We start from the raw sequence: 24996 nt of genomic DNA, 5'->3' as shown, positions 1-24996 counted from the left end.
GCGTCCTGCTGTCGCCTCACCTACTAGGATTGCGTGTCAATGAAACTGAAGCTTAACCGCCGCGGCGCGACGCAAGTCCGCCGCGCCGCCCTGGTTGTGCCCGTGCTCGCCGCTGGCGTGATCACCGGCTGCAGCAGCATCAACGAAGCGATGCAGCCGGACAAGATCGACTACAAGTCGTCGGCCTCGAAGCGCACGCCTACGCTGGATATCCCGCCCGACCTGACCAAGCTGGAGGGCGATCGCCGCTATTCGGTGCCCGATGCGAACGGCACCTCGACGCTGTCGACGTACAGCCAGGCCACCAAGGTGCGCGAGCAATCCCCGAGCGAGAACGTGCTGCCCTCCGCCCAGGGCATCCGCATGGAGCGTGATGGCAACCAGCGCTGGCTGGTGATCAGCAACGGCATGCGCGGCGACCAGCTGTGGCAGCAGCTGCGCGGCTTCTGGCAGGAAAGCGGATTCCTGCTGGTGCAGGACTCGCCCGAGACCGGCATCATGGAAACGGACTGGGCCGAGAACCGCGCCAAGATCCCGCAGGACATCATCCGCAACACCATCGGCAAGGTCTTCGACGGCCTGTACTCGACCTCGGAGCGCGACAAGTTCCGCACCCGCGTCGAGCGCTCGCAGAATGGCACGCTGGAGGTCTTCATCAGCCACCGCGGCGCGCAGGAGCAGCTGACCGGCATCGACAAGTCGAGCACGGTCTGGACCCCGCGTCCGGCCGATCCTGAGCTGGAAGCCGAATTCCTGTCGCGCCTGGCCCAGCGCCTGGGCGTGCAGAAGGAACAGGCCGACCGCATGGCCAAGAACCCGGCGGCGGCGGGCAATGCCGCAGCCGCTGCGGGCACGGCCGCCGCTGCCGGCACCGCAGCCGCCGCTGGTGCCGATGGCGCCGCGCCGGCCAAGTCGTACCTGTCCCAGGTCAACGGCGCCCCGGCGCTGCAGCTGCCCGAACCGTTCGACCGCGCCTGGCGCTCGGTCGGCCTGTCGCTGGACCGCGTGAACTTCACCGTGGAAGACCGCGACCGTGGCCAGGGCCTGTACTACGTGCGCTATGTCGACCCGCGCACCGTTGCCGACAGCCGTGGCTTCTTCTCCAAGCTGTTCACCAAGCCGGAAGATTCCAAGACCGCCAAGAAGTATCGCGTGGCGCTCAAGGGCACGGGCAGCGGCACGCTGGTGACGGTGCTCAACGATGCCGGCCAGCCTGAGAACGGCGAAATCGGCAAGCGCATTCTGTCGCTGATCGACGAGCAACTGCACTGAGCCGGCGCATGACTGCTGGCTTGCCAGCCGGCCTTCCTGGCCGGTGCCTGGCGGGGAGGGCGCGGCCATGATGCGCTTCGCCTTCCTCGGCAGCGGCAGCGAGGGCAACTCGCTGCTGATCGAATCCCGCGAAGACACCACCACCACGCGCGTGCTGCTGGACTGCGGCTTCGGCATCCGCGAGACCGCCCGGCGCCTGGAGCGCCTGGGCGTCGCGCCGGACCAGCTCGACGCCGTGCTGGTCACGCACGAGCATGGCGACCACGTCGGCTCGGCCTATGCCTTTGCAGCCCGCCATCGCCTGGCGGTCTACACCAGCCACGGTACCTGGCTGGCGACTTCGCACCTGCGTGGCGCCGATGCGGCCGATGTGCGCGTCTGCTGCGCCGACCATGCCTTTGCCATCGGCGGACTGCAGGTGCTGCCGTACACCGTGCCGCACGATGCGCGCGAGCCGGTGCAGTTCGTCTTGTCGGACGGGCAGGCGAGGCTGGGCGTGCTGACCGATGCGGGCATGGAGACGCCCTACGTGACGGCGCGCCTGGCAGGCGTGGATGCGCTGGTGCTGGAATGCAACCATGACCGCGAGATGCTGCGCAATTCGGTCTATCCGGCTTCGCTGAAGCGGCGCATTGGCGGGGACTTCGGCCACCTGGCCAATGAAGTGGCGGCCAGCATCCTGGCGCAAGTTGCCCATGCCGGCCTGAACCGCGTGGTCGCGGCCCACCTCAGCAAGCAGAACAATACGCGTGAGCTGGCAACCGGGGCGCTGGCGGTGGCATTGGGTGCGCTGCCGTCCGAGGTGCTGGTGGCAGACCAGGACGAGGGCCTGGACTGGCAGGCAGTGCGCGTCTGAGGGATACCTGGATGCAGCAGGGCGCAGTGCGGTAGCGGCGCCCAAATAAAAAAACCGGCCCGAAGGCCGGTTTTTTCATCGGTCAGGAACCGATTACTGCTTGGCAGCCGGAGCCGAAGCGTCAGCAGCGGCAGCAGCCGGGGCTTCAGCAGCGGGAGCCGAAGCGTCAGCAGCGGCAGCAGCCGGGGCTGCAGCAGCGGGAGCCGAAGCTTCAGCAGCCGGAGCGGCAGCAGCCGGAGCAGCCGTTTCAGCGGCCGGAGCGGCAGCTTCTTCCTTCTTGCCGCAAGCGGCGAGAGCAACAGCGGCCAGCAGCGATGCGATCAGGAGAGACTTCTTCATTGTTCGTCCTTTAACTTGTAATAACGGAAAACAGGCGATGAATAATTACCGGTAATTATCGCTCTTGAACTGCAAAATAGAGGCCCTCCCGGGTCCCGACAAATGCAATGGTCCACAGTACTAGCCAGCCAACGATTATATCCGCGTTTTCCCGGCTTGTGTAGCGCCGAAATTTACTGATTCGCAATGTTACGCATTATTACAGCCGCGGTCCCAATTGCAGCCATCCTTCCAGCGTCCAGTGATGGAAAGTTTCCATCAGATCGGGTAGATCCGCGCAAGCCGCAACATCTTCGCCACTAAGTTGCCGATAATCGGCCAACTTTTTCAGCCACTGCATCAGTTCGGCCGGCGGCTCGTAGGCTTCTCCATTGAGGAAGAAATTCGCGCGGTCGTAAAGCGCAATCGATGCCGATGGCAGGACGACGCCATGGCGGGCCGCCAGTGTCGCATAACGGCGCAACGGCATGTCAGGTATCTCTGCGAATTCCACGCCAGGCTTGGGTTCTGACAGATGGCTGCCGAGGAATTCAGACACCATCTGGCTATTCCATTGCAGCGCCTTGAGCCGCTCGGCAACTGCCTTGGCCATGCCGGCGGGCAACTGCGCGGGCCGCGTGGCGGCGCGCTCGCCGGCGTCGGCATAACGGCCGCCGAGGTCTTCGTTGTCTTCGACCGTTTCAGACAGCCAGGCCAGGAAATGCCCGGCCAGTTCGCGGTAGGCCGGCGCGCGGAAGCCGATCGAGCAGGTCATGCATTCGCCCTCGGCAATGCCATCGTGCGCATATTGCGGCGGCAGGTAGAGCATGTCGCCGGGTTCGAGCACCCATTCCTGTTCCGCGTTGAAGTCGGCGAGGATCTTCAGCGGCATGTCCGGGATCAGCTCAAGGCTGGTCTGCGACGAAATGCGCCAGCGGCGCCGGCCCGAGACTTGCAGCAGGAACACGTCGTAGGAATCGAAGTGCGGGCCCACGCCGCCGCCGTCGGTGGCGTAGCTGATCATCAGGTCGTCTAGGCGCGCATCGGGCACGAAACGGAAGCGGCCCATCAGCTCCGCCGCGGCGGCGTCGTGCAGATTTACCCCTTGCACCAGCAGGGTCCACTGGCGGGTCTTGACGCCGGGCAGGTTTTCGCGCGCAAATGGGCCATGCGCGAGTTTCCAGCGGTTGCGGAAGTGCGTCACCAGGCGCGATTCGACGTCGTCGCTGTCGGCCAGGTCGAAAAGCGCCTCGCGCGACACAGGCGGCACGATTCCGGGTACTGCCTGTCGAATCACCAGGGGCTTGCGATGCCAGACATCCCGCATGAATGCAGCAGGCGTCATGCCACCAAGCAGGTCGAGCGGAGTGTCTGGATCGACGGGGCCAGGGGGCAGGGCCTGCGCGTATAATGCGGAATCGTTCATGGAGTCAAGAATTGAAAATCGCTAAGAATACTGTGGTGTCCGTGATGTACAAGCTATCGGACACACAAGGCAATCTGATCGAGGAGTCAGATGAAGCCATGGTTTATTTGCACGGCGGGTATGATGGCACGTTCCCCAAGATCGAGGAAGCGCTCGACGGTCATGACGCGGGCTTCGAGACCCAGCTGCAGCTGGAGCCGGAAGACGCGTTCGGCGACTACGACGCCGATATGGTGAAGGTCGAGCCGCGCAACCGCTTCCCCGAGCCGCTGGAAGTCGGCATGCAGTTCGAAGGCATGCCCGAGGACGGCGACGAAGAGGACTCCGTCATCTACACCGTGACCGACGTGGCCGAGGACAAGGTCGTGCTGGATGGCAACCATCCGCTGGCCGGCATGGCGCTGCGCTTCTGGCTGAAGGTCTCCGAAGTCCGCGAGGCCACCGCCGAAGAAATCGAGCACGGCCACGCCCATGGCGCCTCGGGCGTTGAAGTCGTGGATGAGGACGAGGACGACGACACGCCGCGCACGCTGCACTGATCGCGCTGCACGGATCGTATTCCGCACCCCAAGAAAAAGCCGGCCGCAGCCGGCTTTTTCGTTTTCGGCCGGCAAGCCGCCTCAGTGCAACACCGGTGCGTCCTTGAGCATGACCGCGAACGGTGACGCCGCGCCTGGCGTGATCACCAGCTCGGCCCATTGCGCGACCGTGTCGGTGGGCAGCGACACGCGCGTGAAGTTCTGCATGACCTTGCCGGCCGCATCGCGCAGCGGCTTGTCGATGCCGAAGCCGTTGTCGGCCCCGTTGGCCCCGTTTCCGCCAGCATGCACCAGCAGCACCTGGCCGCGGAAACGACCGGCCAGCTCGCGCAGCTGGCGCTTGAATTCCAGGTAGCCATCGCGGGTGCGGTGGCGCATGAAGCCGTCGAGCAGCGTCGGGCGGCCTTTCTTCTCCCAGCCGTTGGCAAAATGCGGGTCGGCGTGGACCACCACCACGATGCCGTTCAGGTCGCGTTGCCGCGCCACCGAGAACGCGCGCGCCAGCCACTGGCGGTTGGCCTCGCGCCGGTCCTCGAACTCGCCGTTGCGCCCGCCTTCGTCGCGGTAGTGGTTGTTGTCGCCCGGCAGGTTCATGCCGACGAGCAGGATATCGCCCACCTCCATGCGCATGTTCTCGCGGAAACTGCGGAACAGCGCCTGGTCCGACTGCCGCAGCAGCGGCCGCGGATGCCGGCCGAGCGTGGCGTCTTCAGGGAAGAACAGCTCACGCAGCCGGTTCAGGCGCTCGACCGCGTCAAAGCCGCCGTTGACCGGCAGCCGGCATTCGGACCAGTCGGTCTCGCCGGGCACGTAGACCAGCGGTAGCGGCGACTGGTTCAGCAGTTGCTGGCGGCTGCCCAGCACAGCATCGCTGCACGATTCCGTATCGCCCTTGATGCCGCCGGCATGAATGACCAGGTCCAGCTTGCGCTCGCCGAAGTAGTCGAGCAGTGCTGCCGCGTTGGCCTCCGCGGCCGGCCACTGGGGCAGGTCGGCGATCAGCGCGATGCGCGTCAGCTGTGGCCTGGCCGGGGCCTTGGCGTTGCGGCCCGCGGGCGCGGCCGATGCCATGCCGGCCGTGCAAAGCAGCGGCAGCAGCATGGCAAGCAGGGCACGGCGCGCAGCGTTCATGCGGCGTCGAGCGCCTCGCCTGCCAGTGCCTTGAGCCGGTACAGCGCCTCCAGTGCGGCGCGCGGCGTCAGGGTGTCGGGGTCCAGGCCGGCCAGCGCATCGACCAGCGCGGCCTGTTCGGGTGCGAGCGCGGGCGCCAGCGGCCCGGACACGGTCGCCGGGGCGGCGCCGAAGTCGTCCTCGTCGTCCTCTGGCGTTGGCGGCGCCGCGAACAGGTCCAGCTGCGGTGTGGGCGTGGCGTCGGCCGATTGCTGCTCCAGCCAGGCCAGGTGCTTGCGCGCGGCGCGGATCACCGGCTGCGGCACGCCGGCCAGCTGCGCTACCTGCAGGCCGTAGCTCTGGCTGGCAGGGCCGTCCTGCACCGCGTGCAGGAAGACAATGCCGTCGCCATGCTCGACTGCCGACAGGTGCACGTTGGCTGCCTGCGGGAACTCTTGCGGCAGCTGTGTCAGCTCGAAGTAATGCGTGGCGAAGAGGGTATGGCTGCGGTTGTGCGACAGCAGGTGGCGCGCGATGGCCCAGGCCAGCGCCAGCCCGTCGAAGGTCGACGTGCCGCGTCCGATCTCGTCCATCAGCACCAGCGAAGCCGGGGTCGCGTGGTGCAGGATGCCGGCGGCCTCGGTCATCTCCACCATGAAGGTTGAGCGGCCGCCCGCGAGGTCATCGGCGGCGCCGATGCGGGTAAAGATGCGGTCGATCGGCCCGATCACGGCGCGCCGCGCCGGCACGTAGGCGCCGACACAGGCCAGCAGCACGATCAGTGCGGTCTGGCGCATGAAGGTCGACTTGCCGCCCATGTTCGGGCCGGTGATCAGCAAGAGCTTGCGCGCTTCATTGAGCTGGCAGTCGTTGGCGATGAACGCCACCGACTCCGCCGCGAGCTGGCCTTCGACCACCGGATGGCGGCCCTGCACGATGTCGACCACGTTCTCGGCGACGCGCTCCGGCGCGGACCAGTCCAGCGTCTGCGCGCGCTCGGCCAGTGCCGTCAGCACGTCCAGGCGCGCCAGCGCGCCCGCCACCCGCTGGAGCTCGCCGATATGCGGCAGCAGCGCCTGCAGCAGGCCGTCGTAGAGCTGCTTCTCGCGCGCGAGCGCGCGGTCCTGCGCCGACAGCGCCTTGTCTTCGAAGGCCTTCAGCTCAGGCGTGATATAGCGCTCGGCATTCTTCAGCGTCTGGCGGCGGCGGTAGTCGTCGGGCACCTTGTCGGCCTGGCCGTTGGTGACCTCGATATAGAAGCCATGCACGCGGTTGAACTCGACGCGCAGGTTGGCAATGCCGGTGCGGGCGCGTTCGCGCGTTTCCAGGTCGATCAGGAACTGGCCGCAGTTCTCGGAGATGTCGCGCAGTTCATCCAGGCCGGCATCGTAGCCGCGCGCAATCACGCCGCCGTCGCGCACCACCGTGGCCGGCTCTTCGGCCACGGCGCGCACCAGCAGGTCCAGGCAGTCCTGCGGCACGGCCAGGTCGTGCAGGGTCTGCGCCAGCAGGGTGCTGCCCTGGTCGTCGCGGATGCAGGCCTGCACCTCAGGCAGCGCGCGCAAGGTGTCGCGCAGCGAGGACAGGTCGCGCGGCCGCGCATTGAGCAGCGCCAGCCGCGAGGTGATGCGCTCAACGTCCGCCAGCCGGCGCAGCGCCGTGCGCAAGGCATCGGTGCCCAGGTCGATCAGCACGCCGATGGCCTGCTGGCGTGCCTGCGGCAGCGCCGGGTCGCGCAGCGGGTGGTGCAGCCAGTGGCGCAGCGCGCGGCTGCCCATGGCCGTGCAGCAGGTGTCCAGCAGCGAGAACAGCGTCGGCGACTCGCCGCCGCGCAGGGTCTCGGTCAGCTCCAGGTTGCGCCGGGTGGCGGAATCCAGGCCGACGTACTCTGATTCGCGCTCCACCTTCACGCCCTGCACATGGCGCAGCGACTGGCCCTGTGTGGTGGCGGCGTAGTTCAGCAGCGCGCCGGCCGCGCCCAGCGCGGCACCCAGCCCGGCACAGCCGAACGGGTCCAGGCTGGCCACGCCCAGCTGCTCGCGCAGCCGGCGCGTGCCGGCGTCCTGGTCGAAATGCCATTCGGGCAGGCGGGTACGCGCGCACGCCAGCGCGGGCAGCTCGATGCCGTCGGCATACAGCAGCTCGGCCGGGCGGATGCGCTCCAGTTCGCGGCCCAGTTGCGCCGCTTCGCATTCCATCAGGCGCAGCTCGCCGCTGGCCAGGTTCAGCCACGCCAGCCCGGTCTTGCTGACGCCGCGGCGCGTGGTCTGCTGGTGCACTGCCATCAGGAAGGTATCGGCCTTGTCCGGCAGCAGCGCGGCATCGGTCAGCGTGCCGGGGGTGACGATGCGCACCACCTTGCGCTCCACCGGCCCCTTGCTGGTGGCCGGGTCGCCGATCTGCTCGCAGATCGCCACGGATTCGCCCAGCTTCACCAGGCGCGCCAGGTACTGGTCCGCCGAATGGAAGGGGATGCCGGCCATGCGGATCGGCACTCCGTTGGATGCGCCGCGCGCGGTCAGCGTGATGTCGAGCAGGCGCGCGGCTTTTTCGGCATCGTCGTGGAAGAGTTCGTAGAAGTCACCCATGCGGTAGAACAGCAGGGTGTCGGGGTGGTCTGCCTTGATGCGGAGATACTGTTGCATCATGGGGGTGTGACGTTCTGCGGGCGATTCCGTAGTGGCCTGATCTACTTTGGTTTTTCCGCGCGAACCCTTTGCTGGCGCGGCTTCCAGGCCAATCTGGGGGCTTTCGTTCATCTCGTCAACACTCATCGTCACTCGCCTACACTCCTGTCGTCAGCGTAGGTTTCTAGCGTATCATCCCGAAAAAACCACGCCGGGGTGTGCGCATGCCATTCCGGCAAAACCTACGCTACTGAAATCCTACGCCATGCAATTCGACGCGCGCGCTGCCAAGCTCCTCAAGTCGGGAGAGCACATGACGATCGCAGACCATCCGGGCCTCCGCCTCGAATGCACCGCCACCCGGCGCACGTGGATCTACCGCTACAAGTCACCAGTCGACGGCCGCATGAAGCAGACGAAGATCGGGGCATGGCCGGCGATGTCGCCAGCGGCGGCCATTGTCCAGTGGGAGGAGCTCAGGGCTGCCCGGGACAGTGGACGCGATGTGGCAGCAGAAAAACGCGAGGCACGCTCCAAGGCGCGCACGGTCGAAAACGGAAGTTTACCGCACGCCGGTCCGTACACGGTGCGACGGCTGTGCGCCGACTACCTGGTGGGTCACGTGGAGCGCAATCGCGCACTCAAGGGGGCGAAAGAGATCCGTCGTATGTTTGACACAATGCTTGCGCCAATTGCGGACATGCTCCCGGAGGCGGTCACCCGTGCGATTGCATTCGATCTGCTCAATTCGTTCGCGCACATCCCGGTCCAGGCTGGCAGGCTGCGTTCTGAACTGGGGGCCGCCTGGGATTACGGCCTCGATGCTGGGCGGCTCAGGGAAGACACCCCGAACTGGTGGCGCCAGATCATGCGCGGCCGGCTGCGAAGCAATGGGAAGAAGATCGAGGGAAAGGCCGTCGGCCAGGCGAAGCGTGTGCTTTCTGAGGCCGAAGTGGGCGAGCTGATTCGCTGGTTGCCGAACTTCAGCCGTATCGTGGACGACGCGCTGGCGATGTATCTGTGGACGGGCACGCGCGGCTCTGAGATTGCTTCCATGGAGGCGGCCGAGATCGCCGAAGAGGAGGATGGCCTTTGGTGGACGATCCCGAAAGAGAAGACCAAGAATGCCCGCCGGCCGGGCGCGACGGATCTGCGGGTGCCGCTGTTTGGCCGGGCCGCGCAGATCGTAAGCCGGCGTCTGGCGGTGGCCGGCGATGGGTATTTGTTTCCGGCCAGGGTGGGCGGGCCCATCGAGCAGAAGGTAATTCAAACGGCTGTGCACTATCATCAGCCGTATTCCAAGACTCGCCCGGAGGACCAGCGGCCGCGGCTGACAGTCACGCATTGGGCGCCGCATGACCTGCGTCGGACGGTTCGCACCCTGTTGGCGTCCATGGATTGCCCAAACGAAGTGGCTGAGTCAATCCTGGGGCATATGCTTCCTGGCGTGCAGGGTGTGTACAACCGGCATACCTATGATCGTCAGCGGAGAGAATGGCTGCAGCGTTTATCCGAGAGGCTGGATGCTTTAGCGACGCCGTAGGTCATGGCGCTCGGGTCCGTTTGCATGAGTGCTCGACGTCTGTTCAGGCAGCCTTTTGGCTGTAGGGCAGCATCAACTCCTCGACGTCGTACGTGAAGTCGAGTACGAGTTGAATAGGATCCGCATCTGGGCTCTTCGAGTTGTACACTTCAACGTCAGTCTTTAGCTGAAAACAATCGCCGACGATTTGCTGTCGACGCTGAGCGAAAGAATTGACAAAGTGCGAGCGCGGCGCATTGTCATCGTCGATATCCGCCCATAGAGCCATGGTCTTGTTGTCCTTTTTGGACTTGACCGCATGCTTGGCTCGATAACGGCGACCCGACGGGTCAGTTCGATACTCTTCGCGGAAAACTTGGGCAATATCGGTCGCGATGGAGTCAATAACGGTTTTGAGGTTAGGCTTGTGCAGGCCATTCTTGTATGCCCACGCAGCGACTTCGTGTGGGTCGATAAGTCCATCGGGTCGGACTTCTGCTTGATAACGCTCGACATAAGCCCTCACTTGATTGCTATACGCAGACATGCTCAATTCTCCAAAGGATAAGTATTTCCCCAGCCATCGGCCGCGCCCGAGGCGGTTAAGATAGACCGAACCTTGACCTGGTGTTTTTTTAGCAAGTCATATCGATTGATGCGACGCTGCAATTGACCCACGACAATGCCAGGATGAACCTGCATTCGCTGCGCAAAAAGACATACTTTTTGATCCGAGAAAAACGGTGCTACTCGAGCAACGAAATCGTCGAGTTGCGCCTTCGGTACACAAAAGTTTGCTGCTTCGGTATTGGCAATGCGCTCTTCCTCCGGAAGCTCATCAGGCTTTCCGCTATCGATCTCCTGGTCTAGGCAAACGTCAGACTTCCCATGGCCTTGCAGCACATGCTCCAACTCGTGTCGCAGCACAAACCAAAAGTTGTCGATTCGATCATGCCGCAAGGACAATGCGATGACAGGTTTTTTCGCGTCGAGCCAAAAACAAGCTCCATCGATTTTCGAGCCAGGGAGTGTTTCAACGAACACTAACCTAACTCCCACGTTCGCGAGAAGTGGCGCGGCGTGGCGAGTTTCCTCCGGCGCAGTCATGAATGAGTGCAGCGTGGGAAGTGCTTTTTTTACGGCGTCCTCGGAGAATGGCTTCACGATTTGTGTTTCAGCAATTCGCCGCGCACGGAAAAGCCATGCCAGTTGATGGGTGGTTATGTGCTCGTATGAAGTCTTTTTGGCCGAGTGCAAGAAGCGCGGGCCCTCTTCGATGTCAGAGATATTGAAGAAGCCGAAGAGCTGTTGCTGCAGAACATCGACGTTGCGAGTTGCTTCAAGCCAACCGCGTTTTACCATTTCCCTTATCGGGTAGAGGCTATGCAGCTTGGCTTTGCGGGCAATGCCATCCTCGACATTTCTTACCTTTGAAAGTTGATACTGACTCTCAAGATTCAACCAAATTTCCGGGCCGGTTCCAAAGGCTTCACCGAACGCAATGGCCGTTTCCGGGGTCACAGCACGCTTACCGCTGATGACCTCGCTAACCAGACGGGTATCCTTATCAATAATTTCTGCGAACTCTGTTTGAGTCCATCCCCTAGCCTCGAGCTCTTCCTTTAGGAATTCCCCGGGCGGGAAGACCTCAGCCGGAATGCGAGTGCCCATACTTCTCTCCATTTAGTGGTAGTCCTCGATGCTGACGATAGCGACGACTTTTCCATTACTGCGCTGCTCTAGTCTCAAGATCAAGCGCCACTGCGCGTTAAGCCGCATTGAATACTGGCCTTGCCGAGTGCCTTTTAGCTTTTCGAAATGCAGCGACGTTAGAGCGTAAAAAGCGCGTTCGTCTGTGGCGGCTCGAATGAGCTGGATTCGCCTGCGATACAGGTTGACTAGTGGCAGCGCGAATCCGCCCGTGAACGCTGGGTCCGTTTCGAGCCTGTCGTAAGTCGGGTCGTCAAATTCGATTTCCATGCACACAGAGTATATGCATCTTTACACTAGGTGTAAAGATGCATATCTGGATCATCGGATGGATAATGTGCCTCATTGACCACGTGATGCCTGCGGAGTTGTCTGGCGGTGCGGTAAGAGCACCGAACCGTTGGGCTGGTCACGGAGGCATGACGGCGCTCCAGAAGTGTTCGGCGTTGGCCGAGTTTATTGGGTGTCCGCAGCAGATCGGCTGTGATTTTTAGTCGCGCGCCAGCTGCTATACGGCAGGCCGATCATGCGGTCATACCGGTGGCGCGCTTGTGCATTGGAGTCCAACTCTCGGCGCGACTTGATGCCGCAGACAGCGCGGACGACGTTTGCCGCGCGCTCGGAAAGGGGAAGGGCGCTGTATTGGCTCCACGGGGCGGGGTGGAGGCGGGCGAGAAACCGCTGGAAGTCCGGGTTGCTGCACAGGATGGCTACGGCGCGAGCGAGAGCGGGGCGGGTCATGGTCATACCTCGAAGAGCGCCACCTGGCGCGGGTCATGTTCGGTAGGGGAGGGCTCGGGCTTGCTGGTGCGCGCAGCCGGCTTGTCGGTCTGCAGCGGCGCGGGCCGGTGGATGAGGCCGCCGGCGTGCACGTGCGCGAACAGCCGGCGAATCGCGTCGAACGGGTTCGCACAGGCGCGTGCTTCGCCAGGGATGAAAAGTCCCGAGTTGTGCGGGATCAGGTCGCTGTAGAAGGCGCCCAACTCGCGCGCGAGATCCGTCATGGCGGCATTGATGGCGTCGGCCGCGTCGACGCTGCCGCTGGCTGCTGACGCGATCGCGGCGGGCTGCTCTCCGGCCATTACCTCGCGCACAAGTACGCGCTCGATGTCGCCTGGGCTGTGGCTCCAGGCGCCCGGTGCCATGTCCATCACGCCGCGCGTCGGGCTGGTGATGGCGGCCATCCATTCGCGTGGCGCGTTCATGCCGCGGCTCCGCGTGCGGAGGCGAGTAGGGCCTCGAAAGCGCGCATGATGTTCGCCTGGTCGGGCGTCAGATCAACGGTGCCGCCGTTGGCGGAGATCGACACGCCGCCGTCCTTGCGCACGCTGATGCTGATGCCGCCCACCAGGATGTGCGCGGCTTCTGCCGTCATGTCCACGCCGGCGCTTAGCGTTGGCGTCGCTTCTGCTGAGCGGGAGGGTGAGGTTTTCTGTGCGGCAGTGGTGAGGGGTGGGGCAGGGCGCTTGGCGGTGCTGCGCGGCCGCGGCGAGGCCTTCTTGGTCGGGTTGCGTGCGCGGCGCGGGCGAGGTTGGGGCTGGCCTGTGCCGATTGTGTAGCGGTCCCCCTCGGCGTGCAGGCGGCCGTCTGCCAGCGGCGTCTTGAGGAACGACTTCACGTGGCTGTCCGACTCCAAGCCCATGGCGGCGGCCAGCTCGGCGCGCGAGGCCTCGCCGTACTGCTTCACGTAGGCAATGGCGAGCTCGACCTTCGTCGGTGGGGCTGCGGGCGCCGGCGCGTCCGTGGGTTCGGCGGGCGTGGCCTCGGGCTCGGGCGGCGGGGCCATGCTCGCGCCCAGGTGAAACACGCTCGCAACAGGAAAGGCCTGCGGCGCCCGCGCGCCGGCAGCCGGGATGGTGCGTCGTGTCGGGTAGTCGGTGATGGTGTCAGCCATGGTGGTGCTCCTCGCCATCTGGTTGGAGGGCTGCCATCCACTTGGCCTGGCAGCGCATTGCGTAAATGCAGACCGCGGCAAAGATCAGCCACGCAGTGGTCGTGATGAGTAGGGCGGTGTAGGCAGTCATCGTTCGGTGCTTTCCTTCGCCGCAGCGAGCTGCTTCTCCAGCTCGGCGATCCGTTGCGACTGATCGTCGCGGCTGCCGCGCAGCAGCGCGCGCATGGCTTGCATAGCGATGACCTGGTGATCGCCGCCGCGGACGTGCAGCGACATGGCGACGATGGCCACGCTGACCGGGTCGCCACTGCAGACGGCCTCGGCGAGCATCTGGCTGAGCTTCTCGATCGAGAATTCGAGCGGGCTGCCCAAGGCTTCCCCCTTCTTGGGGTGGCAGCTGGCCAGGCGCTTCTTCATGGCTCTGGCCAACTCGTCGACGCGATCGTCGCCGGCGGTGGCACGGCGCGGGGCGCGATAGCTGGTGTCCGGCCGCGAGGTTGCGGCCAGGCGCAGGCCTTGCTCTTCCGAGAGCCGCGCCGCGATACTATTCGGTGATGGCGAGCGGGGCTGACGATTGGCTTTCACGCGTTGACCTCCTGTGCATCCGTGGCCAGCAGCTCGTCGAGCGTCTTGCCGTCCTTCAGGGCCGCCTCGACCCAGCCGGGCCGCTTGCCGCGACCGGTCCAGGTGTTGCCTTTCTCGTCGCGATAGCGCACGGCAGGCTTCCTGGTGGGAGGCTTGGCTGCAGCCGTGGGCCGAGTCGGGCGGCGCAGCAGCGCGGGCAGCCAGCGGCGGCCGTCCAGGTGCCCCTCGGCCGCGGCGATCATGTCGGCCTTCTTCATGCCTTCCAGGCCTGCGGCAGCTTCCTCGCCGGCGGCCTCGCGCACGGCTTCGATGCGCCGGGATGCCGCCACGCTGGCCAGGTAGGTGCCGGCCGTGGGCTGCCACCAGTCGGCCATGTCCAGATCCACTGCCTCGGCGAGCTGATTGGCGCGCACGTGGCCAGCGGAGTCCTCTCGCTGTTCGAACGTGTTGATGCTGTGCGCAACGCAGACCGCCAGCAGATCGAGCTGATCGGCCTGGCTGAGATCCTGCAACCAGATGAACAGATCCTCTTCCTCGCCGGGCATGCGGTCTTCCCAGCGGGCGACGCTGGCTTCCATGCTTTGCCAGGCGGGCGAGGCCTCCATGTCGGCCGAGGCCGAGGAAACCGAGCCGCGCTGATCGGTGATCGCCACCTTCGCCACGGCGTCGTAGCGAAAGCGATCGCCCAGCGACGACCGGAAAACGTCTGGCACCAGGGCATACAGCAGCGCCGCCAGCGCCACCGCCGGCGACCCGGCGACCAGCGCCTGCAGCGCGGCCGTGCGGTGTGCAGTGAGCTTTTGCACTAGCGTCGCGGACAGCGACGGCTCTTTCGGCGTCTGGGTTGCCGGCTCGCCTTCGCTGTCGTCGGCCGGCATATCCCGCGGCTTCTTGCCGTCCTTGGCCGGCTTGATCATGCCGCGATGGATCTCGACGACGCCGCTGTGGTCGATGGTGACGATCGCGCCGGCGCGGGACTTCTGGCGCTCGCTATAGGCTTCCAGGCCTGCCTTGAGATTGGCGATCTCGGCCTCGACGCGGTCGAACTCGGCTTGCTGTTCTTCGGTCGAGTCATCGTCCTGGAGCAGATCGTCGAGCTGGCGCGCGCGCGCCTCCAGTTGCTCGAGCTGCGCGGCCTCCGCGGCGGTGACGTCGCGCTTCTTCGGCTGGCTGCGGCCGAAGCTGTGCTCCTCGCTATAGTCGAGCTTTTCCCGGGCTTCGACCCAGCTCCAGTTTTCCGCGCGCACCTGGTCGGCGATCGCCTCGAGCTTCTCCATGGCCAGACGCTTGAGCAACTGCGCATCGCCGATGTAGCCGCCGCCGTCGCTGAACAGGTCGCGGGTGACCGGCCCCCCGGCGGCCTCGTAGGCATCCAGGCCGACGAAGCGCGCCAACCGATCGCGCGAGGCATCGATGGCCTTGTCGACCAGGGCTTCGCGCAGCGCCTGCGGATTGCGATTCCAGCCTTTGGCAGAATCCCACACGCGCTCCTGGTCGGCGTGGTTGTCGGAAATGGCCAACGCGGTCAGCTGGTCCAGCTTGATGTTGCCCGCACGGTATTCGCCGATCAGCCGCGGCGAGATGTTGGCCAGCTTGAGGCGGCGGCGCACCACCAGCGGCGTGACGCCAAAGCGCGCGGCGACATCGTCGATGGAGCTGCCGGCATCGATCAGCCCCTTGAAGGCTTCGAACTCGTCGGCTGGGTGCATCGCCTCGTGCATGTTCTCGGCGATGCTGGCCTCCTCGGCGCCGGAGGCTTCGCGCAGGATGCAAAGCACCTCGTGGTCCTTGGGCAGCTTGCGCTCGGCCACCAGCTGCTGCAGCGCCTGCAGGCGCCGGCCGCCGGCGATGACCTCATAGGGCGCGGCGCTTTTCTTGCGGCTGGCGGTGGCCGTGATGGTCAGGTTCTGCATCAGCCCGTGAGCAAGGATCGATGCGGCCAGTTCGTTGATGGTGGAGGAGGGGGTCTTGCGGACGTTGCGCGGCGAGATGGCCAGCTGGTCGATGCGTACGTGCAAAAGATCGCCTGCTTGGGGGGTACTCATGTGGTGCTCCGGATTGGTGGGGTCAGACTTCGACGGCCTCGCCCTGCGCTTGCAGGGCGGCCTTGGAGAGGGTGTTCGCGGCGGTGTACGTGTCCAGGCACGTGCGGCCGATCGCTTCCTCGACGGCGGGTGCAGCCGCGCGCAGCGTCAGCGCTTCGAGATCCAGCACGGTGATCCGGGCGGTGCGCTGCCAGCGCCCGAAAACGCCAGCCATGGCGCGCTTGGCTGATCTCAGTTGCACGTCATAGTCCGGGATCCCCTGTGCCGCCATGGCGATGGTGATCAGCTCCAGCGTGCGCATCAGGCGGTTGTAGCCGGTCTCGCTGGGTGCGCTGATAAAGCAGACCAGGTCGACGTAGTAGGTGCGCTTGCTCATGCTGCAGCTCCCGAGAACTCGGCTTCGCCGATCACGCGGTCGAGCAGGTCGAAGGCGCGGAAAAAGTCGGTGGTTACCGTGACCTGGTGATCGATGTCACGCAGCGCGATGCCGTTCTCGGGCCCGAAGTCGGGCAGGTTGGGGTCGCGCAGGTGCACCACGATGCCGCCACGGTCGAACAGGAGCTCCGCATCGACGCGATCGCGGATGCGGGTTACCACAACGTGGTGGTCGCTCAGCTCGTCGACCAGGTTGTCGGTGATGAGTCGGGTGACAGTGAATCCGTGGCTGCGCGCAAGGTAGTCGGCGACAACGTCCTGGCCAACACCAGGGCGGCCGGTGAGTCCGATCAGCATGGGTATCTCCTCAGTCGAGGTCGTTTGCCTGGCGGCGTTTGTGGTCTGGGATGGATGGATCGAAGCGGGGGCGGGGAGGGTGGCGCGACACCTGGGCCTTGCGGCGGGCCTCCAGGAAGGCGCGCACCTGCATGGCGATGCGCCAGTCCCTGAGGCGCTGTTCGGCGTTGCCGGAGCCGTTCATCAAGCGGAAGCCTTCGACCAGGTCGGCAAAGGTGTAGCGGGCGCGGCGCCGGCCCATTTCAGCCCCGCGGCGTGATGCGCTTGGCAGCTACCGTGCGCGCGCCGCGGTTGAACCCGTCTTCGATCGCGTCGAAGGTGCAGCGAAACAGGCCGACATAGGCGCGACGGCCGTCGATGACGATGCGGAACGCGATCATTGCGGCTTCCTCCTCGACGTGTTGGGCGGCGGCAGCAGATCTGAAACAGGGCGGGCCTCGGCCCATTCCTCTACCTCGCGAACGAGCCAGGCAACCCGACGGCTCGAAACGGTGCGCGGTTTCGGGAACTGCTCTTCGCGCACGAGCTTTTGCACGCTGGTCTCGGAGAGCGACACAATGGCCGCGACCGTGGGCAGGTCGACATAGAAGGGGCGGATCATTGCGCGGCTCCACTCATCTGTGCTGCTGCGGCAGCAGCTTTCTCGGCCACCTCCCGCGCACGCTGCAGATCGAGGTATTGCCAGCAGTACTCCAGCAGCTCGGGCTGCGAAAGCGCGACGGGGTCATAGCTGAACTCCACGCCGTACACGCGGGCCCATCCGATGGCAATGCGCGCACCCTTGTCGCGAGTGAAGTGCGCCTCGCCGTGGGCTTCGTCCCAGTGGGGAATCAGCCGGAACCCGATGCTCAGCTCGGCCTCGATGCTCAGGCCGAACGGCGTGACGAAAGCCGTCGACTCGTCCAGGCGGTGGAATTGTGGCTCGGCTTGATCCAGGCGGAAGTAGTCAGGGTCTTCGAGCTGGCTTTCGATGAAGCGCACACGCTGGCGATGCGGCGCGTCGAATATGTCGCCGAAGTCTCCATGTCGGGAAAGCGTGTCGTGCACGGTGCCGAAGTCGTCTATGACCTTCCAGCGGGCCGGGCTCGGGCGGTAGTGCGCGTAGTACTCGAGGTGCATGGCCGGCCCCTCAGACTTGGCGCGCAGTGGCGGTGGCGGGCGCGGCCTGCTCGTCAAATTCGACCGCGCAGGCGTGGGCGACGATGACGCTGCCCAGGAGAACAAGGTAAGTGAACCAGCCGAGGGAAAGTTGCTTGCGAGGCATCCGCGCACTCCAGAAGAGTTGGTATGAGCGGAAAGATAGCAAACGCTACGCAACTATGCAATAGCAAACGCTACGCGTTGGATTTTTGAGCCGCGCTGCAAAAGAAAAGAGCCGCCTAGAAGGCGGCTCGGATAGGGTTAGGGCGGTGAAGTGTTAGCGCCTGCGATAGCGACGATGCTCGATCATCGTTCCAAGGATGCCAAGCCGCTCGCGGTTGCTATACAGGGTTGGATAGTCGTCATTGAGCGGAACCAGTTCAAAAACCTCTTCTCCGTTTTCATTGATGCCGCGCGGCCGGTACTTTTTGAAGGTGGCTTGTTCGCTACCATTGCGTGCCGCCACGAAGTCCCCGGGAGCCGGGGCGACCTCCTGGTCAATGATGACGCGATCGCCTGGACGGAATTCCGGCAGCATCGAGTCACCTTCAATTTCGAGTGCAAATGCGTGGTTTGATAAGCGTAAATCTGTAAGCAGGTATTCCATTGCTTCGCCAGTGAAAGCAGCACCGATATCGGTCAGCTGACCAGCTTGAACGTAGTTGATTAGAGGGATAGCGCGGGTTCCGATCTGGGCCGGGGAAACGTTCTCGTCGAATGCTGCCTCAGAGAACCAGCCACGCAGGCCCGGCAGCGCCTCAATAGCGATGACCGTCTTTTCGGTAATCGGCCGGTTTCCAGCGATCATCTGACGAATGAAGGCCCCGTCTTTGTAGCCAAGACGTCGGCCGAACTCATTTGCGTTGCCGGCGCAGAGCTTATCAATAGCTGCCTTCAGTCGGGCAGTCCGGGTTTCGGTCATTTTGTGCATCCCGAAAGCGTAGCGCACGCTACGGTAGCGTTGGCTACTTGCATTGCGTAGCAAATGCTATTAGCATGTGGCGCATGCATCTTGATGAATACCTCTCGTCGACTGACTCGTTGACCGTTGGAGAACTCCGGCGGCGAATGAACGCCTTCGGCTACGCCATCGAAAGTGATGCGCAGATCAGACAGTGGCGGCACCGCTATTCCGGTCGCATGCCATCGCCGAAGAATTGCACGGGGTTAGAACTGGCCACCGAAGGACGCGTGGCCAGGAAGGCGATGCGTCCCGAGGATTGGCACCTCATCTGGCCCGAACTCTGCCAGAAGGAAGGCCCGTGCAACTGTGCGCAGCCAATCAAAACGAAGGAGCCAGAAATCCCATGATCGAGCACCTCGACGCCCGCCCAAACATGATTGGGCCCGACAAAACCATCACCGTGCAAAGCGATAAATCGGGCGCGGTCACTGTTGCCGTAGGTGCAAATGCCCGCGGCCGCGTCATCGTGTTGGTGGAGGTACTGAGCGGGGTGGCAGCCGGCGGCTGGGAAATCAGCGCTGGAGAGGCTCGTCCTCTAGATCATCCGGAACTACTTCGACTTTCAATGAATAGTGGGTTGCCGGCTCCCCGTTCGCAAAGCTCCCTACCGCAACAAAGCGCTCTGTCACCCGAAACGCAAATGGCTTGTCAAGGTAGCGAGTAAGTACGCTGTCGCCAACCGACGGGGGTGGTGCATCACTCGGCCACGGAAACTCGGGGATGACAGTGTCGGGGGTGCTGATGCTGACAAGGATTTTCATGGTCAATCTCGAATGTGTGAAGAGCTTCAGGATGGCAGGTTAGACGCATGGCTCGCCAGGCACATCAGCCGTGACGGCCGGTCGCTCCGTTGGGTCCATCCGCTCGATTAAGCGAACGGGCGAAGCCGTTAGCAACTCCTGCGTGGCGAGATTTTGATTCGGAATCCAGTAGTGCTCGGCGGTGCGTTGTACGTCGCGAAAGTTCCAGTTCGGAGGAAACGGAAAGATGTTGAAGTAGCCGAGGTGAGTTGGCAGAGAGGGGTCAACGACCTCCGCCTTCCAAAGAACGGTCGGTGTGTCCTTGCTCTGCCGGTCCGCCATCCAGTTCCTTGCCGCGTGTTCGGATGTGAAAAGGAAGTTGCAGTTGAATCGGCTTGGCAAGGTCGGATGGCGCTCTAAACGGACGCGCTCAATGGCTAGTTCCATGATCAGTTGAGACAGAGATCCGGTTGGCACTTCTCCGTGATACCTGTCGTATCCGCGGCCCCAGCCTCCTGGCTCCATGGTGCCGGCGCCACGGTCGATTTGCTTTGAAACGAAGTACAGCTGTTCTTCCATGCGGACCCTTTCAGGTTGGGTTGTTGAGCTCAGAAGCAGCGATTCATACCTGACTTTGGGGTGCGCACCTATTCCTCCGACGAGGGGAAATTCGTTGCCTCTCGATCGGAGTCATACGACGAAGAAATTTTGGACGAAGGATTTTTGGCTTGGGTTGGAACACAGATTTCTCCCTGAGCTCGCGGTCAAGAGCCGCGTTGAGACGAAGATTAACAGGCCGTGCGCTAGGAAAGAACGGCTGTATTCCGGGGGTTTACCGTGGTTTCTGTGAAGACCGACAACGACATCAATCAGCACGAGGCCCTCTACAGCCTCGCGAGCCGCTATCCGGGCTCGATTGAAGGCCTCGCGCAGGCCATGGGTCGCCGCCTCGGGCGGCAGATGTACCCCAATGTGTTGCGCAACAAGCTGCGGCCGGGGATCGATACGCACCATCTCAACTTCGAGGAGTACTCCCTCATCCTGGAGCTGTGCGAGGAGGCCAAGCTCGATGGCTGGCAGATCCCGATGCGCGCGCTCTGCTGGCGTCATGGCATGGTCGCGATCTGCTTGCCGCAAACCGAGGGGGCGCCCGCCAGCGTGGCGACCGCCATGCGTCAGGCCGGTGAGGCGGCGCGTGAGTTCGGCGAAATGATGGCGGAGTTTGCCCAAGCTGCGGCAGACGGCAAGATCACGCGCAGCGAGGCTGAGCGTGTGCTCCCTGAGGTCCAGCACGTGCTGACCATGGTGACGATGCTTCGGGAGTGCATCGAGGCTGTCACGGTTCCTGACGATACCCCCTTCGGTAGCGCGCGTCTCGTATGACTCGAATCAATCTGTTGCCCGGCGCTCCCAGCGCGGCGCCGGCGGGTCGCGTGCGCCCAAAACTCATCCTGCGCCCGCGCAAGCCACTGACGCAGCGCGAGCTGAAATCGGTCTTCGCCCGCGTCAAGAAACGCATCCTGCGGGGCGGCGACGCGTTCGGGGTCTTCGCCATCAAGCATGGCCGGGGCCGGGTGTTTCGCCTGATCAGCGTGAAGCATGCGGACTACGTCGCCCAGTTGCGCGTCGACAAGGCGCTGCAGCACATGGTCGCCACTTATGACGGCAGTGCGGACCTGGGGCACGTCTGGGAAGACCTGTGCGCATTTGACCAGGTACTCGCGGCGTGAAAATGGAGATCCGCTTCCGGCAGGACATGTCCTGCTGCAAATCAACGCGGGAGTCGCTCGGCTTCTCATGCGTCCGACCCTATCAGTTGTGCTGCGCCTGGCATCACGCCTGTCGGTTGGCGCCCGACAAGGGGATGCGCGGCCTGCGCGCCTTTGCCCAGCATCTGCTGGGCTTTTGGCCGTTGTGCGACGTGTTCTTGATCTTCGCGGCGGCCGGGCAGATGTCGGCGCTCGCGGAGATCTGCTGCGAGCGCTGGGTGCGGATGCCAGACGCCACCGCGCGCGCCGCCTATCGCGCGGAAGTGGCCGCCGCCACGCAGGTGTACCGCGTGGAGAACGGGCCCGATAGCCCGGCCGCATTCGTGGCCACGTTCGATGTTCTCTGTGAGGCCGCAGTGCGGCCGTAAGGACTTCCATGGACCTACCTATCCAATCGATCGAATCACTGCGCGCGGCAGGGCGTGCGGCCGCCAAGCAGGGCGAGGGAGACGATGCCAATCCGTTCCCGCGCTACGGCAGTCACTATCGCCAGTGGGAGCATGGCCACGTGTGGCAGCTCCTCGATCCTCGCCGCGAGGAGGGTGTCTGATGCCCGCATTCCGTATCAATGACGCTGAGCTCGACGCGTTGCTGGGCGAGGGCGCGGACCTGTTCCAGCTCTACGTCGGCGCGCTGCGGCCGCGGATGGATTTCAAGACCGGCGTGGTGGGCCGGCGCGTGCGCATCTCCTACCAGGCCCTTAAGGAGTGGACCGAGCGCGCTGGACGGTCCGGGGTGCGGTTCCTGGCCCACGATAAGTCCAAGTTGCAGCGCATGCTGGCGCGCCTGCAGCAGCTCGGCCTGCTGCGCAAGATGGGCGGCCCGTATGACCTGGTGTTTGCGTGTCCGCTCGCTGATACGGATAACTGCGACCAAAAACAGGCCGATACGAAGTCGATACAGTTGGAGAAGCCCGCTAAGCCTAGTCAGCGCAAGCCGTCGCGGAACTTGTCCACAGCTAGCGAAAACGCCGGAGCCGCTACACATCCGGAGTCCGGTAACACCTTAAAACCTCCTCCCCCTACCCCCTCAGGCCTGCGGCCCGAGGAGGATGGATCAATCGACCCTCCCGCGCCTGCGGCACAAGAGGCTGGCAACCCCAAAACCGACGAAACACCGAACGATGTGCGCAGCCAGCAGCCCTCAGAGGATCGCCTCGAGCAGCAGACGCGCGGTGGGGAGCGGCCTGCGGCCGGGCGATTAGATGAGGGGGCGAAGCCGGGCGTCACGTGGGAAGCGCATCTCGCCTGGCCGACAGGCATCACGCAGCGCCAGCGGGGCTACATCGCACGAAGGACGGCCGAGCTAAGCAAAACGCTCGCCCAGCGCGTTTTGGACGAATGGCACGGCGCTACGCAGGCCGGTGACGTCAAGAAGCCGTGGCCGTACTTCAACGGATTATTGCGGAATGCGAAACAGCAGGGAGAGGCGTGGCAGACCGTCCATGCCGAGACCGTCGCCGAGGCGCGCGAGCAGGAGCGCCTGCGGCTCGCCAACGGGGCCGCAGCCGAGGCCGCTCATGCTGAGCGCATGCAGGGGCCGGCGGTGTCGCCTGGTGAGCTGCTGCAGTGGAAGCGGGATCTCGATGCGGCGCGCGAGCGACGCGGTCAAGCATGAGCGCGGGCCAGATCAGCGCCGAGCAGGCCTATGCCGAGGCGGTCGAGCAGCTGCCGCTGCGCGCTGAGCGGCGCGACCGGTGGAGCGACCGCGCAGCATTTTGGACCGCGGTGCGCTATGGCGTGGGCGCGATCCGGCCCGGCACCTGGTCGGTGGCTGCGGCGCGCTGGACCAGGCTGTGGCAAGTCGCGCGGCGTGAACACCTGCCGCCGATTCCCGGAATTCCCGAAGTCAACAACATGCCGTCAACGGCCTCCGTGGCCGAGCGCGGTATCGCGTCGGCGCGGGCCATCGTCGGCAAACGGAGGTGAGCATGGCGAGCAATGACTGGGTCAAGGATCGGCTGCGCTCCTGGGCAGCCTGGCTGCACAAGGGGAATGGCGGGCGCGGCTACGGGGAAAGCAGCCTGACGATCGACGAGGCGCGCACGGTGCCGGTGCGCCCGTTCGTGGCCACCTTCGAGGATGAGTGCGAGCGCACGCACAAGGCCGTGCTGAAGCTGCCGCTGGACATGCGCAAGGTGGCGATGGGGTTCTACGTCGACGGCCTGCCGGCGCGCGATGTGGCCAAGCGCGTGAAGGTCAGCGAGCGCCAGGCGTACCACATGAAAAAGACGCTGCATGTGATGGTGAAATATTGCCTTGAGAATCAGCACGTTAAGACACCACCCTTTCACCTGCTCTTGCAATCCGTGCAGTGAATCAGTAGATTTCCGCTACGCTGTGCGCTCGTTGCGTGCAGTGAATGAAGCCCGGCCCGGTCCCTACCGCGTCGGGCTTTTTCATTTGGAGCGCGTCATGTTCTACCCGTTCATGCTCGGTTGTACCGTGGGGGCGATCATGACTCGCGAACTGCTGGACAACGGCGCCGCGCGCGCCCAACGGAGGCGGCGACGTGAAGCGAATCATCCGCAGTCTGGTGGCCTGGTGGCAGAGCAAGCGCAGCGACCCGTTGCCGCCGATCCGCATGCCAGTGATGGCGCCGACGCTGGCGGCCGGGCGCAGTCCTGACGTGATTGCCTCGCGCGCGCTGCTGCTGGCTGCCGTGTCGGTGCCGCGTCGCGCACCGGTGTCGCGCCTGGCGCCGGGCGCGTCTGCTTCCCGCCTGCGTGACCTCGAAGAGGGCATGTCGATGCTGCCGGCGGCGATGCTGCTGGCCAGCCACTGCGACGAGTGTGGGTGCGCGGCGGACGCAGGATCGTTCGGCGCTTGAACCGTGTCTCCTCTCTGCCTGGCTATCGGGGGATGGCTGGCAGGGCTTGTCGGGCCGGTGCGCCGCTACGTGCCGGCCCGATTTTCTTTTCTCTCGGAGTGGCCATGGCGAACGTGACGGCTTCGACCAACATCGGCCCGTTCCTGCGTCTGATGGAAGACCAGCTCGGCCGGCAGTTTCCGTTCGCGGTGGCCAAGGGGCTGACGCAGACCGCGCTCGATGCCAAGCAGCGCCTGGTCGGCGAGATGGCCAGGCGCTTCGATCGGCCCACGCCATACACGCTCAATGCGATCTACATTCGCTCGGCCACCAAGCAGACGCTCGAGGCGCGCGTGTGGGTCAAGAGCGATGCGGGCAAGGGCACGCCGGCCGAGAAGTACCTGTTGCCCGAGGTCTACGGCGGCGAGCGGCGCCTGAAGCGATACGAGCGCTCGCTGCAGTCCGCCGGCATCCTGCCCGCCGGCCAGGCCACCGTGCCGGGCAGGGCGGCGCAGCTCGATGCGTTCGGCAACTTGAACCGCGGCCAGATCGTGCAGCTGCTGTCGTACTTCCGCGCGTTCGGCGAGCAGGGCTATCGCGCCAACATGACGGACAAGCGCCGCTACAGCTTGGCCAAGGGGCGCCCGTCCAAAGGGTTGCGCGGCTTCTCGTACTTCGCGCTCAGCAAGCCCGACGGCAAGCTGCCTGCCGGTATCTACCGCAAGGACGCATACAGCACGGCCGAGCGTGCGCGCATCGGCCACCTGCAGCGCGGCGCGGCCAAGCCGGTGCTGCTGTTCGTCGACGCGCCGCAGTACTCCGCGCGCTTCGCGTTCTTCGACCTGGTCGCAGAGGTGGCCAGCACCAATCTCGTGCCGAACCTGCGCGCCGCGGCCGACCTGGCCGAGGCCACGGCGCGGCGCTGACGAAAGTGCGGCC

36 protein-coding genes are annotated in these 24996 nt (G+C 64.6%); 15 read left to right on the top strand and 21 right to left on the bottom strand.

Features of this window, described 5'->3' with window-relative positions; translation table 11 throughout:
* Positions 1 to 39: 39 nt before the first annotated feature.
* A complete protein-coding gene (gene bamC, locus AC3WL8_RS25370; protein WP_013956161.1) occupies positions 40 to 1272 on the top strand; it encodes an NlpB/DapX family lipoprotein in 1233 nt (410 codons plus the stop codon).
* 67 nt (positions 1273 to 1339) lie between these two features.
* Complete coding sequence (locus tag AC3WL8_RS25365; RefSeq protein ID WP_153954421.1) at positions 1340 to 2128, top strand: MBL fold metallo-hydrolase; 789 nt, start codon at positions 1340 to 1342, stop codon at positions 2126 to 2128.
* A 93-nt stretch (positions 2129 to 2221) separates the two neighbouring features.
* Here AC3WL8_RS25365 and AC3WL8_RS25360 read toward each other — a convergent pair whose 3' ends face one another.
* Together AC3WL8_RS25360 and AC3WL8_RS25355 are read right to left on the bottom strand one after the other, a co-directional pair.
* On the bottom strand, positions 2222 to 2467 hold the full coding sequence (locus AC3WL8_RS25360) for a hypothetical protein (protein WP_013956163.1): 246 nt from the start codon (positions 2465 to 2467) through the stop codon (positions 2222 to 2224).
* 199 nt (positions 2468 to 2666) lie between these two features.
* Positions 2667 to 3872 carry a ribosomal protein uL16 3-hydroxylase gene (locus AC3WL8_RS25355; RefSeq protein ID WP_194946823.1) on the bottom strand — a complete coding sequence of 402 codons (1206 nt, stop codon included), beginning with the start codon at positions 3870 to 3872 and terminating at the stop codon, positions 2667 to 2669.
* Between the two features lie 11 nt (positions 3873 to 3883).
* Between AC3WL8_RS25355 and AC3WL8_RS25350 the strand changes: the two genes are divergently transcribed.
* Positions 3884 to 4411, top strand: a complete 528-nt coding sequence (locus AC3WL8_RS25350) for an FKBP-type peptidyl-prolyl cis-trans isomerase (protein WP_041227837.1) — start codon at positions 3884 to 3886, stop codon at positions 4409 to 4411.
* 81 nt (positions 4412 to 4492) lie between these two features.
* Here AC3WL8_RS25350 and AC3WL8_RS25345 read toward each other — a convergent pair whose 3' ends face one another.
* Positions 4493 to 5542: a hypothetical protein gene (locus AC3WL8_RS25345; protein WP_211980890.1), complete on the bottom strand. Its 1050-nt coding sequence runs from the start codon at positions 5540 to 5542 to the stop codon at positions 4493 to 4495.
* The gene (gene mutS / locus AC3WL8_RS25340; RefSeq protein WP_153954419.1) at positions 5539 to 8169 is read right to left on the bottom strand and encodes a DNA mismatch repair protein MutS; all 2631 of its coding nucleotides are present in this window, start codon (positions 8167 to 8169) and stop codon (positions 5539 to 5541) included. Before mutS ends, AC3WL8_RS25345 begins: the two co-directional genes overlap by 4 nt.
* A gap of 244 nt (positions 8170 to 8413) precedes the next feature.
* Here mutS and AC3WL8_RS25335 point away from each other — a divergent pair, with 244 nt between their 5' ends.
* On the top strand, positions 8414 to 9691 hold the full coding sequence (locus AC3WL8_RS25335) for a tyrosine-type recombinase/integrase (RefSeq protein WP_492379078.1): 1278 nt from the start codon (positions 8414 to 8416) through the stop codon (positions 9689 to 9691).
* 43 nt (positions 9692 to 9734) lie between these two features.
* Here AC3WL8_RS25335 and AC3WL8_RS25330 read toward each other — a convergent pair whose 3' ends face one another.
* From AC3WL8_RS25330 to AC3WL8_RS25255, 16 genes are all read right to left on the bottom strand, one after another.
* Entirely contained in the window at positions 9735 to 10217 is a 483-nt protein-coding gene (locus tag AC3WL8_RS25330) for a hypothetical protein (RefSeq protein WP_492379077.1), read from the bottom strand.
* 2 nt (positions 10218 to 10219) lie between these two features.
* Positions 10220 to 11341: a HigA family addiction module antitoxin gene (locus AC3WL8_RS25325; RefSeq protein ID WP_492379076.1), complete on the bottom strand. Its 1122-nt coding sequence runs from the start codon at positions 11339 to 11341 to the stop codon at positions 10220 to 10222.
* Between the two features lie 12 nt (positions 11342 to 11353).
* Complete coding sequence (locus AC3WL8_RS25320) at positions 11354 to 11650, bottom strand: type II toxin-antitoxin system RelE/ParE family toxin (RefSeq protein ID WP_492379075.1); 297 nt, start codon at positions 11648 to 11650, stop codon at positions 11354 to 11356.
* A 473-nt stretch (positions 11651 to 12123) separates the two neighbouring features.
* Positions 12124 to 12585, bottom strand: a complete 462-nt coding sequence (locus AC3WL8_RS25315) for a hypothetical protein (RefSeq protein WP_492379074.1) — start codon at positions 12583 to 12585, stop codon at positions 12124 to 12126.
* The gene (locus tag AC3WL8_RS25310; RefSeq protein WP_492379073.1) at positions 12582 to 13274 is read right to left on the bottom strand and encodes a hypothetical protein; all 693 of its coding nucleotides are present in this window, start codon (positions 13272 to 13274) and stop codon (positions 12582 to 12584) included. The genes AC3WL8_RS25315 and AC3WL8_RS25310 overlap by 4 nt, the downstream gene beginning before the upstream one ends.
* Positions 13267 to 13404, bottom strand: coding sequence for a hypothetical protein (locus AC3WL8_RS25305; RefSeq protein WP_492379072.1), 138 nt, complete (start codon positions 13402 to 13404; stop codon positions 13267 to 13269). The genes AC3WL8_RS25310 and AC3WL8_RS25305 overlap by 8 nt, the downstream gene beginning before the upstream one ends.
* Positions 13401 to 13859 carry a hypothetical protein gene (locus AC3WL8_RS25300; RefSeq protein ID WP_492379071.1) on the bottom strand — a complete coding sequence of 153 codons (459 nt, stop codon included), beginning with the start codon at positions 13857 to 13859 and terminating at the stop codon, positions 13401 to 13403. The genes AC3WL8_RS25305 and AC3WL8_RS25300 overlap by 4 nt, the downstream gene beginning before the upstream one ends.
* Complete coding sequence (locus AC3WL8_RS25295) at positions 13856 to 15904, bottom strand: H-NS family nucleoid-associated regulatory protein (RefSeq protein WP_492379070.1); 2049 nt, start codon at positions 15902 to 15904, stop codon at positions 13856 to 13858. The genes AC3WL8_RS25300 and AC3WL8_RS25295 overlap by 4 nt, the downstream gene beginning before the upstream one ends.
* A 22-nt stretch (positions 15905 to 15926) precedes the next feature.
* Entirely contained in the window at positions 15927 to 16280 is a 354-nt protein-coding gene (locus AC3WL8_RS25290) for a hypothetical protein (RefSeq protein ID WP_492379069.1), read from the bottom strand.
* On the bottom strand, positions 16277 to 16636 hold the full coding sequence (locus AC3WL8_RS25285; protein ID WP_492379068.1) for an adenylate kinase family protein: 360 nt from the start codon (positions 16634 to 16636) through the stop codon (positions 16277 to 16279). The genes AC3WL8_RS25290 and AC3WL8_RS25285 overlap by 4 nt, the downstream gene beginning before the upstream one ends.
* A gap of 10 nt (positions 16637 to 16646) precedes the next feature.
* Entirely contained in the window at positions 16647 to 16877 is a 231-nt protein-coding gene (locus AC3WL8_RS25280) for a hypothetical protein (protein WP_492379067.1), read from the bottom strand.
* Between the two features lies 1 nt (position 16878).
* Entirely contained in the window at positions 16879 to 17016 is a 138-nt protein-coding gene (locus AC3WL8_RS25275; RefSeq protein WP_414214239.1) for a hypothetical protein, read from the bottom strand.
* Positions 17013 to 17237, bottom strand: coding sequence for a helix-turn-helix transcriptional regulator (locus tag AC3WL8_RS25270; RefSeq protein WP_371827392.1), 225 nt, complete (start codon positions 17235 to 17237; stop codon positions 17013 to 17015). The genes AC3WL8_RS25275 and AC3WL8_RS25270 overlap by 4 nt, the downstream gene beginning before the upstream one ends.
* Positions 17234 to 17755 carry a hypothetical protein gene (locus AC3WL8_RS25265; protein ID WP_492379066.1) on the bottom strand — a complete coding sequence of 174 codons (522 nt, stop codon included), beginning with the start codon at positions 17753 to 17755 and terminating at the stop codon, positions 17234 to 17236. The genes AC3WL8_RS25270 and AC3WL8_RS25265 overlap by 4 nt, the downstream gene beginning before the upstream one ends.
* A gap of 10 nt (positions 17756 to 17765) precedes the next feature.
* On the bottom strand, positions 17766 to 17900 hold the full coding sequence (locus AC3WL8_RS25260) for a hypothetical protein (RefSeq protein ID WP_492379065.1): 135 nt from the start codon (positions 17898 to 17900) through the stop codon (positions 17766 to 17768).
* A gap of 153 nt (positions 17901 to 18053) precedes the next feature.
* Positions 18054 to 18698, bottom strand: coding sequence for a LexA family protein (locus AC3WL8_RS25255; protein ID WP_492379064.1), 645 nt, complete (start codon positions 18696 to 18698; stop codon positions 18054 to 18056).
* 83 nt (positions 18699 to 18781) lie between these two features.
* Between AC3WL8_RS25255 and AC3WL8_RS25250 the strand changes: the two genes are divergently transcribed.
* The gene (locus tag AC3WL8_RS25250) at positions 18782 to 19087 is read left to right on the top strand and encodes a hypothetical protein (RefSeq protein ID WP_492379063.1); all 306 of its coding nucleotides are present in this window, start codon (positions 18782 to 18784) and stop codon (positions 19085 to 19087) included.
* Positions 19084 to 19404: a hypothetical protein gene (locus AC3WL8_RS25245; RefSeq protein ID WP_492379062.1), complete on the top strand. Its 321-nt coding sequence runs from the start codon at positions 19084 to 19086 to the stop codon at positions 19402 to 19404. The genes AC3WL8_RS25250 and AC3WL8_RS25245 overlap by 4 nt, the downstream gene beginning before the upstream one ends.
* A gap of 136 nt (positions 19405 to 19540) precedes the next feature.
* On the opposite strand, the gene AC3WL8_RS25240 is transcribed toward AC3WL8_RS25245, so the two are convergent.
* Complete coding sequence (locus AC3WL8_RS25240; protein ID WP_492379061.1) at positions 19541 to 20059, bottom strand: DUF2441 domain-containing protein; 519 nt, start codon at positions 20057 to 20059, stop codon at positions 19541 to 19543.
* Positions 20060 to 20326: 267 nt separating this feature from the next.
* On the opposite strand from AC3WL8_RS25240, the gene AC3WL8_RS25235 reads away from it, so the two are divergent.
* The 9 genes from AC3WL8_RS25235 (at position 20327) to AC3WL8_RS25195 (ending at position 24983) form a co-directional block, all read left to right on the top strand.
* A complete protein-coding gene (locus AC3WL8_RS25235) occupies positions 20327 to 20863 on the top strand; it encodes a phage regulatory CII family protein (protein WP_492379060.1) in 537 nt (178 codons plus the stop codon).
* A gap of 50 nt (positions 20864 to 20913) precedes the next feature.
* Positions 20914 to 21210 (top strand): hypothetical protein, encoded by a 297-nt coding sequence (locus AC3WL8_RS25230; RefSeq protein WP_492379059.1) that lies wholly within the window; start codon positions 20914 to 20916, stop codon positions 21208 to 21210.
* Between the two features lie 2 nt (positions 21211 to 21212).
* Positions 21213 to 21617 (top strand): hypothetical protein, encoded by a 405-nt coding sequence (locus AC3WL8_RS25225; RefSeq protein ID WP_492379058.1) that lies wholly within the window; start codon positions 21213 to 21215, stop codon positions 21615 to 21617.
* Between the two features lie 8 nt (positions 21618 to 21625).
* Positions 21626 to 21799 carry a hypothetical protein gene (locus AC3WL8_RS25220; RefSeq protein WP_492379057.1) on the top strand — a complete coding sequence of 58 codons (174 nt, stop codon included), beginning with the start codon at positions 21626 to 21628 and terminating at the stop codon, positions 21797 to 21799.
* Positions 21799 to 22866: a hypothetical protein gene (locus AC3WL8_RS25215; RefSeq protein WP_492379056.1), complete on the top strand. Its 1068-nt coding sequence runs from the start codon at positions 21799 to 21801 to the stop codon at positions 22864 to 22866. The genes AC3WL8_RS25220 and AC3WL8_RS25215 overlap by 1 nt, the downstream gene beginning before the upstream one ends.
* Positions 22863 to 23177 (top strand): hypothetical protein, encoded by a 315-nt coding sequence (locus AC3WL8_RS25210; RefSeq protein WP_492379055.1) that lies wholly within the window; start codon positions 22863 to 22865, stop codon positions 23175 to 23177. The genes AC3WL8_RS25215 and AC3WL8_RS25210 overlap by 4 nt, the downstream gene beginning before the upstream one ends.
* A 2-nt stretch (positions 23178 to 23179) precedes the next feature.
* Positions 23180 to 23566, top strand: coding sequence for a hypothetical protein (locus AC3WL8_RS25205; protein ID WP_492379054.1), 387 nt, complete (start codon positions 23180 to 23182; stop codon positions 23564 to 23566).
* 194 nt (positions 23567 to 23760) lie between these two features.
* A complete protein-coding gene (locus tag AC3WL8_RS25200) occupies positions 23761 to 24078 on the top strand; it encodes a hypothetical protein (protein ID WP_492379053.1) in 318 nt (105 codons plus the stop codon).
* Between the two features lie 104 nt (positions 24079 to 24182).
* Positions 24183 to 24983, top strand: a complete 801-nt coding sequence (locus tag AC3WL8_RS25195; protein WP_492379052.1) for a hypothetical protein — start codon at positions 24183 to 24185, stop codon at positions 24981 to 24983.
* Positions 24984 to 24996 lie beyond the last annotated feature (13 nt).

This window comes from Cupriavidus sp. FW305-F7, from assembly GCF_058782875.1.
Note: the sequence above shows the minus strand (reverse complement) of the source record. Positions and strands in the feature narration are given on the sequence as shown.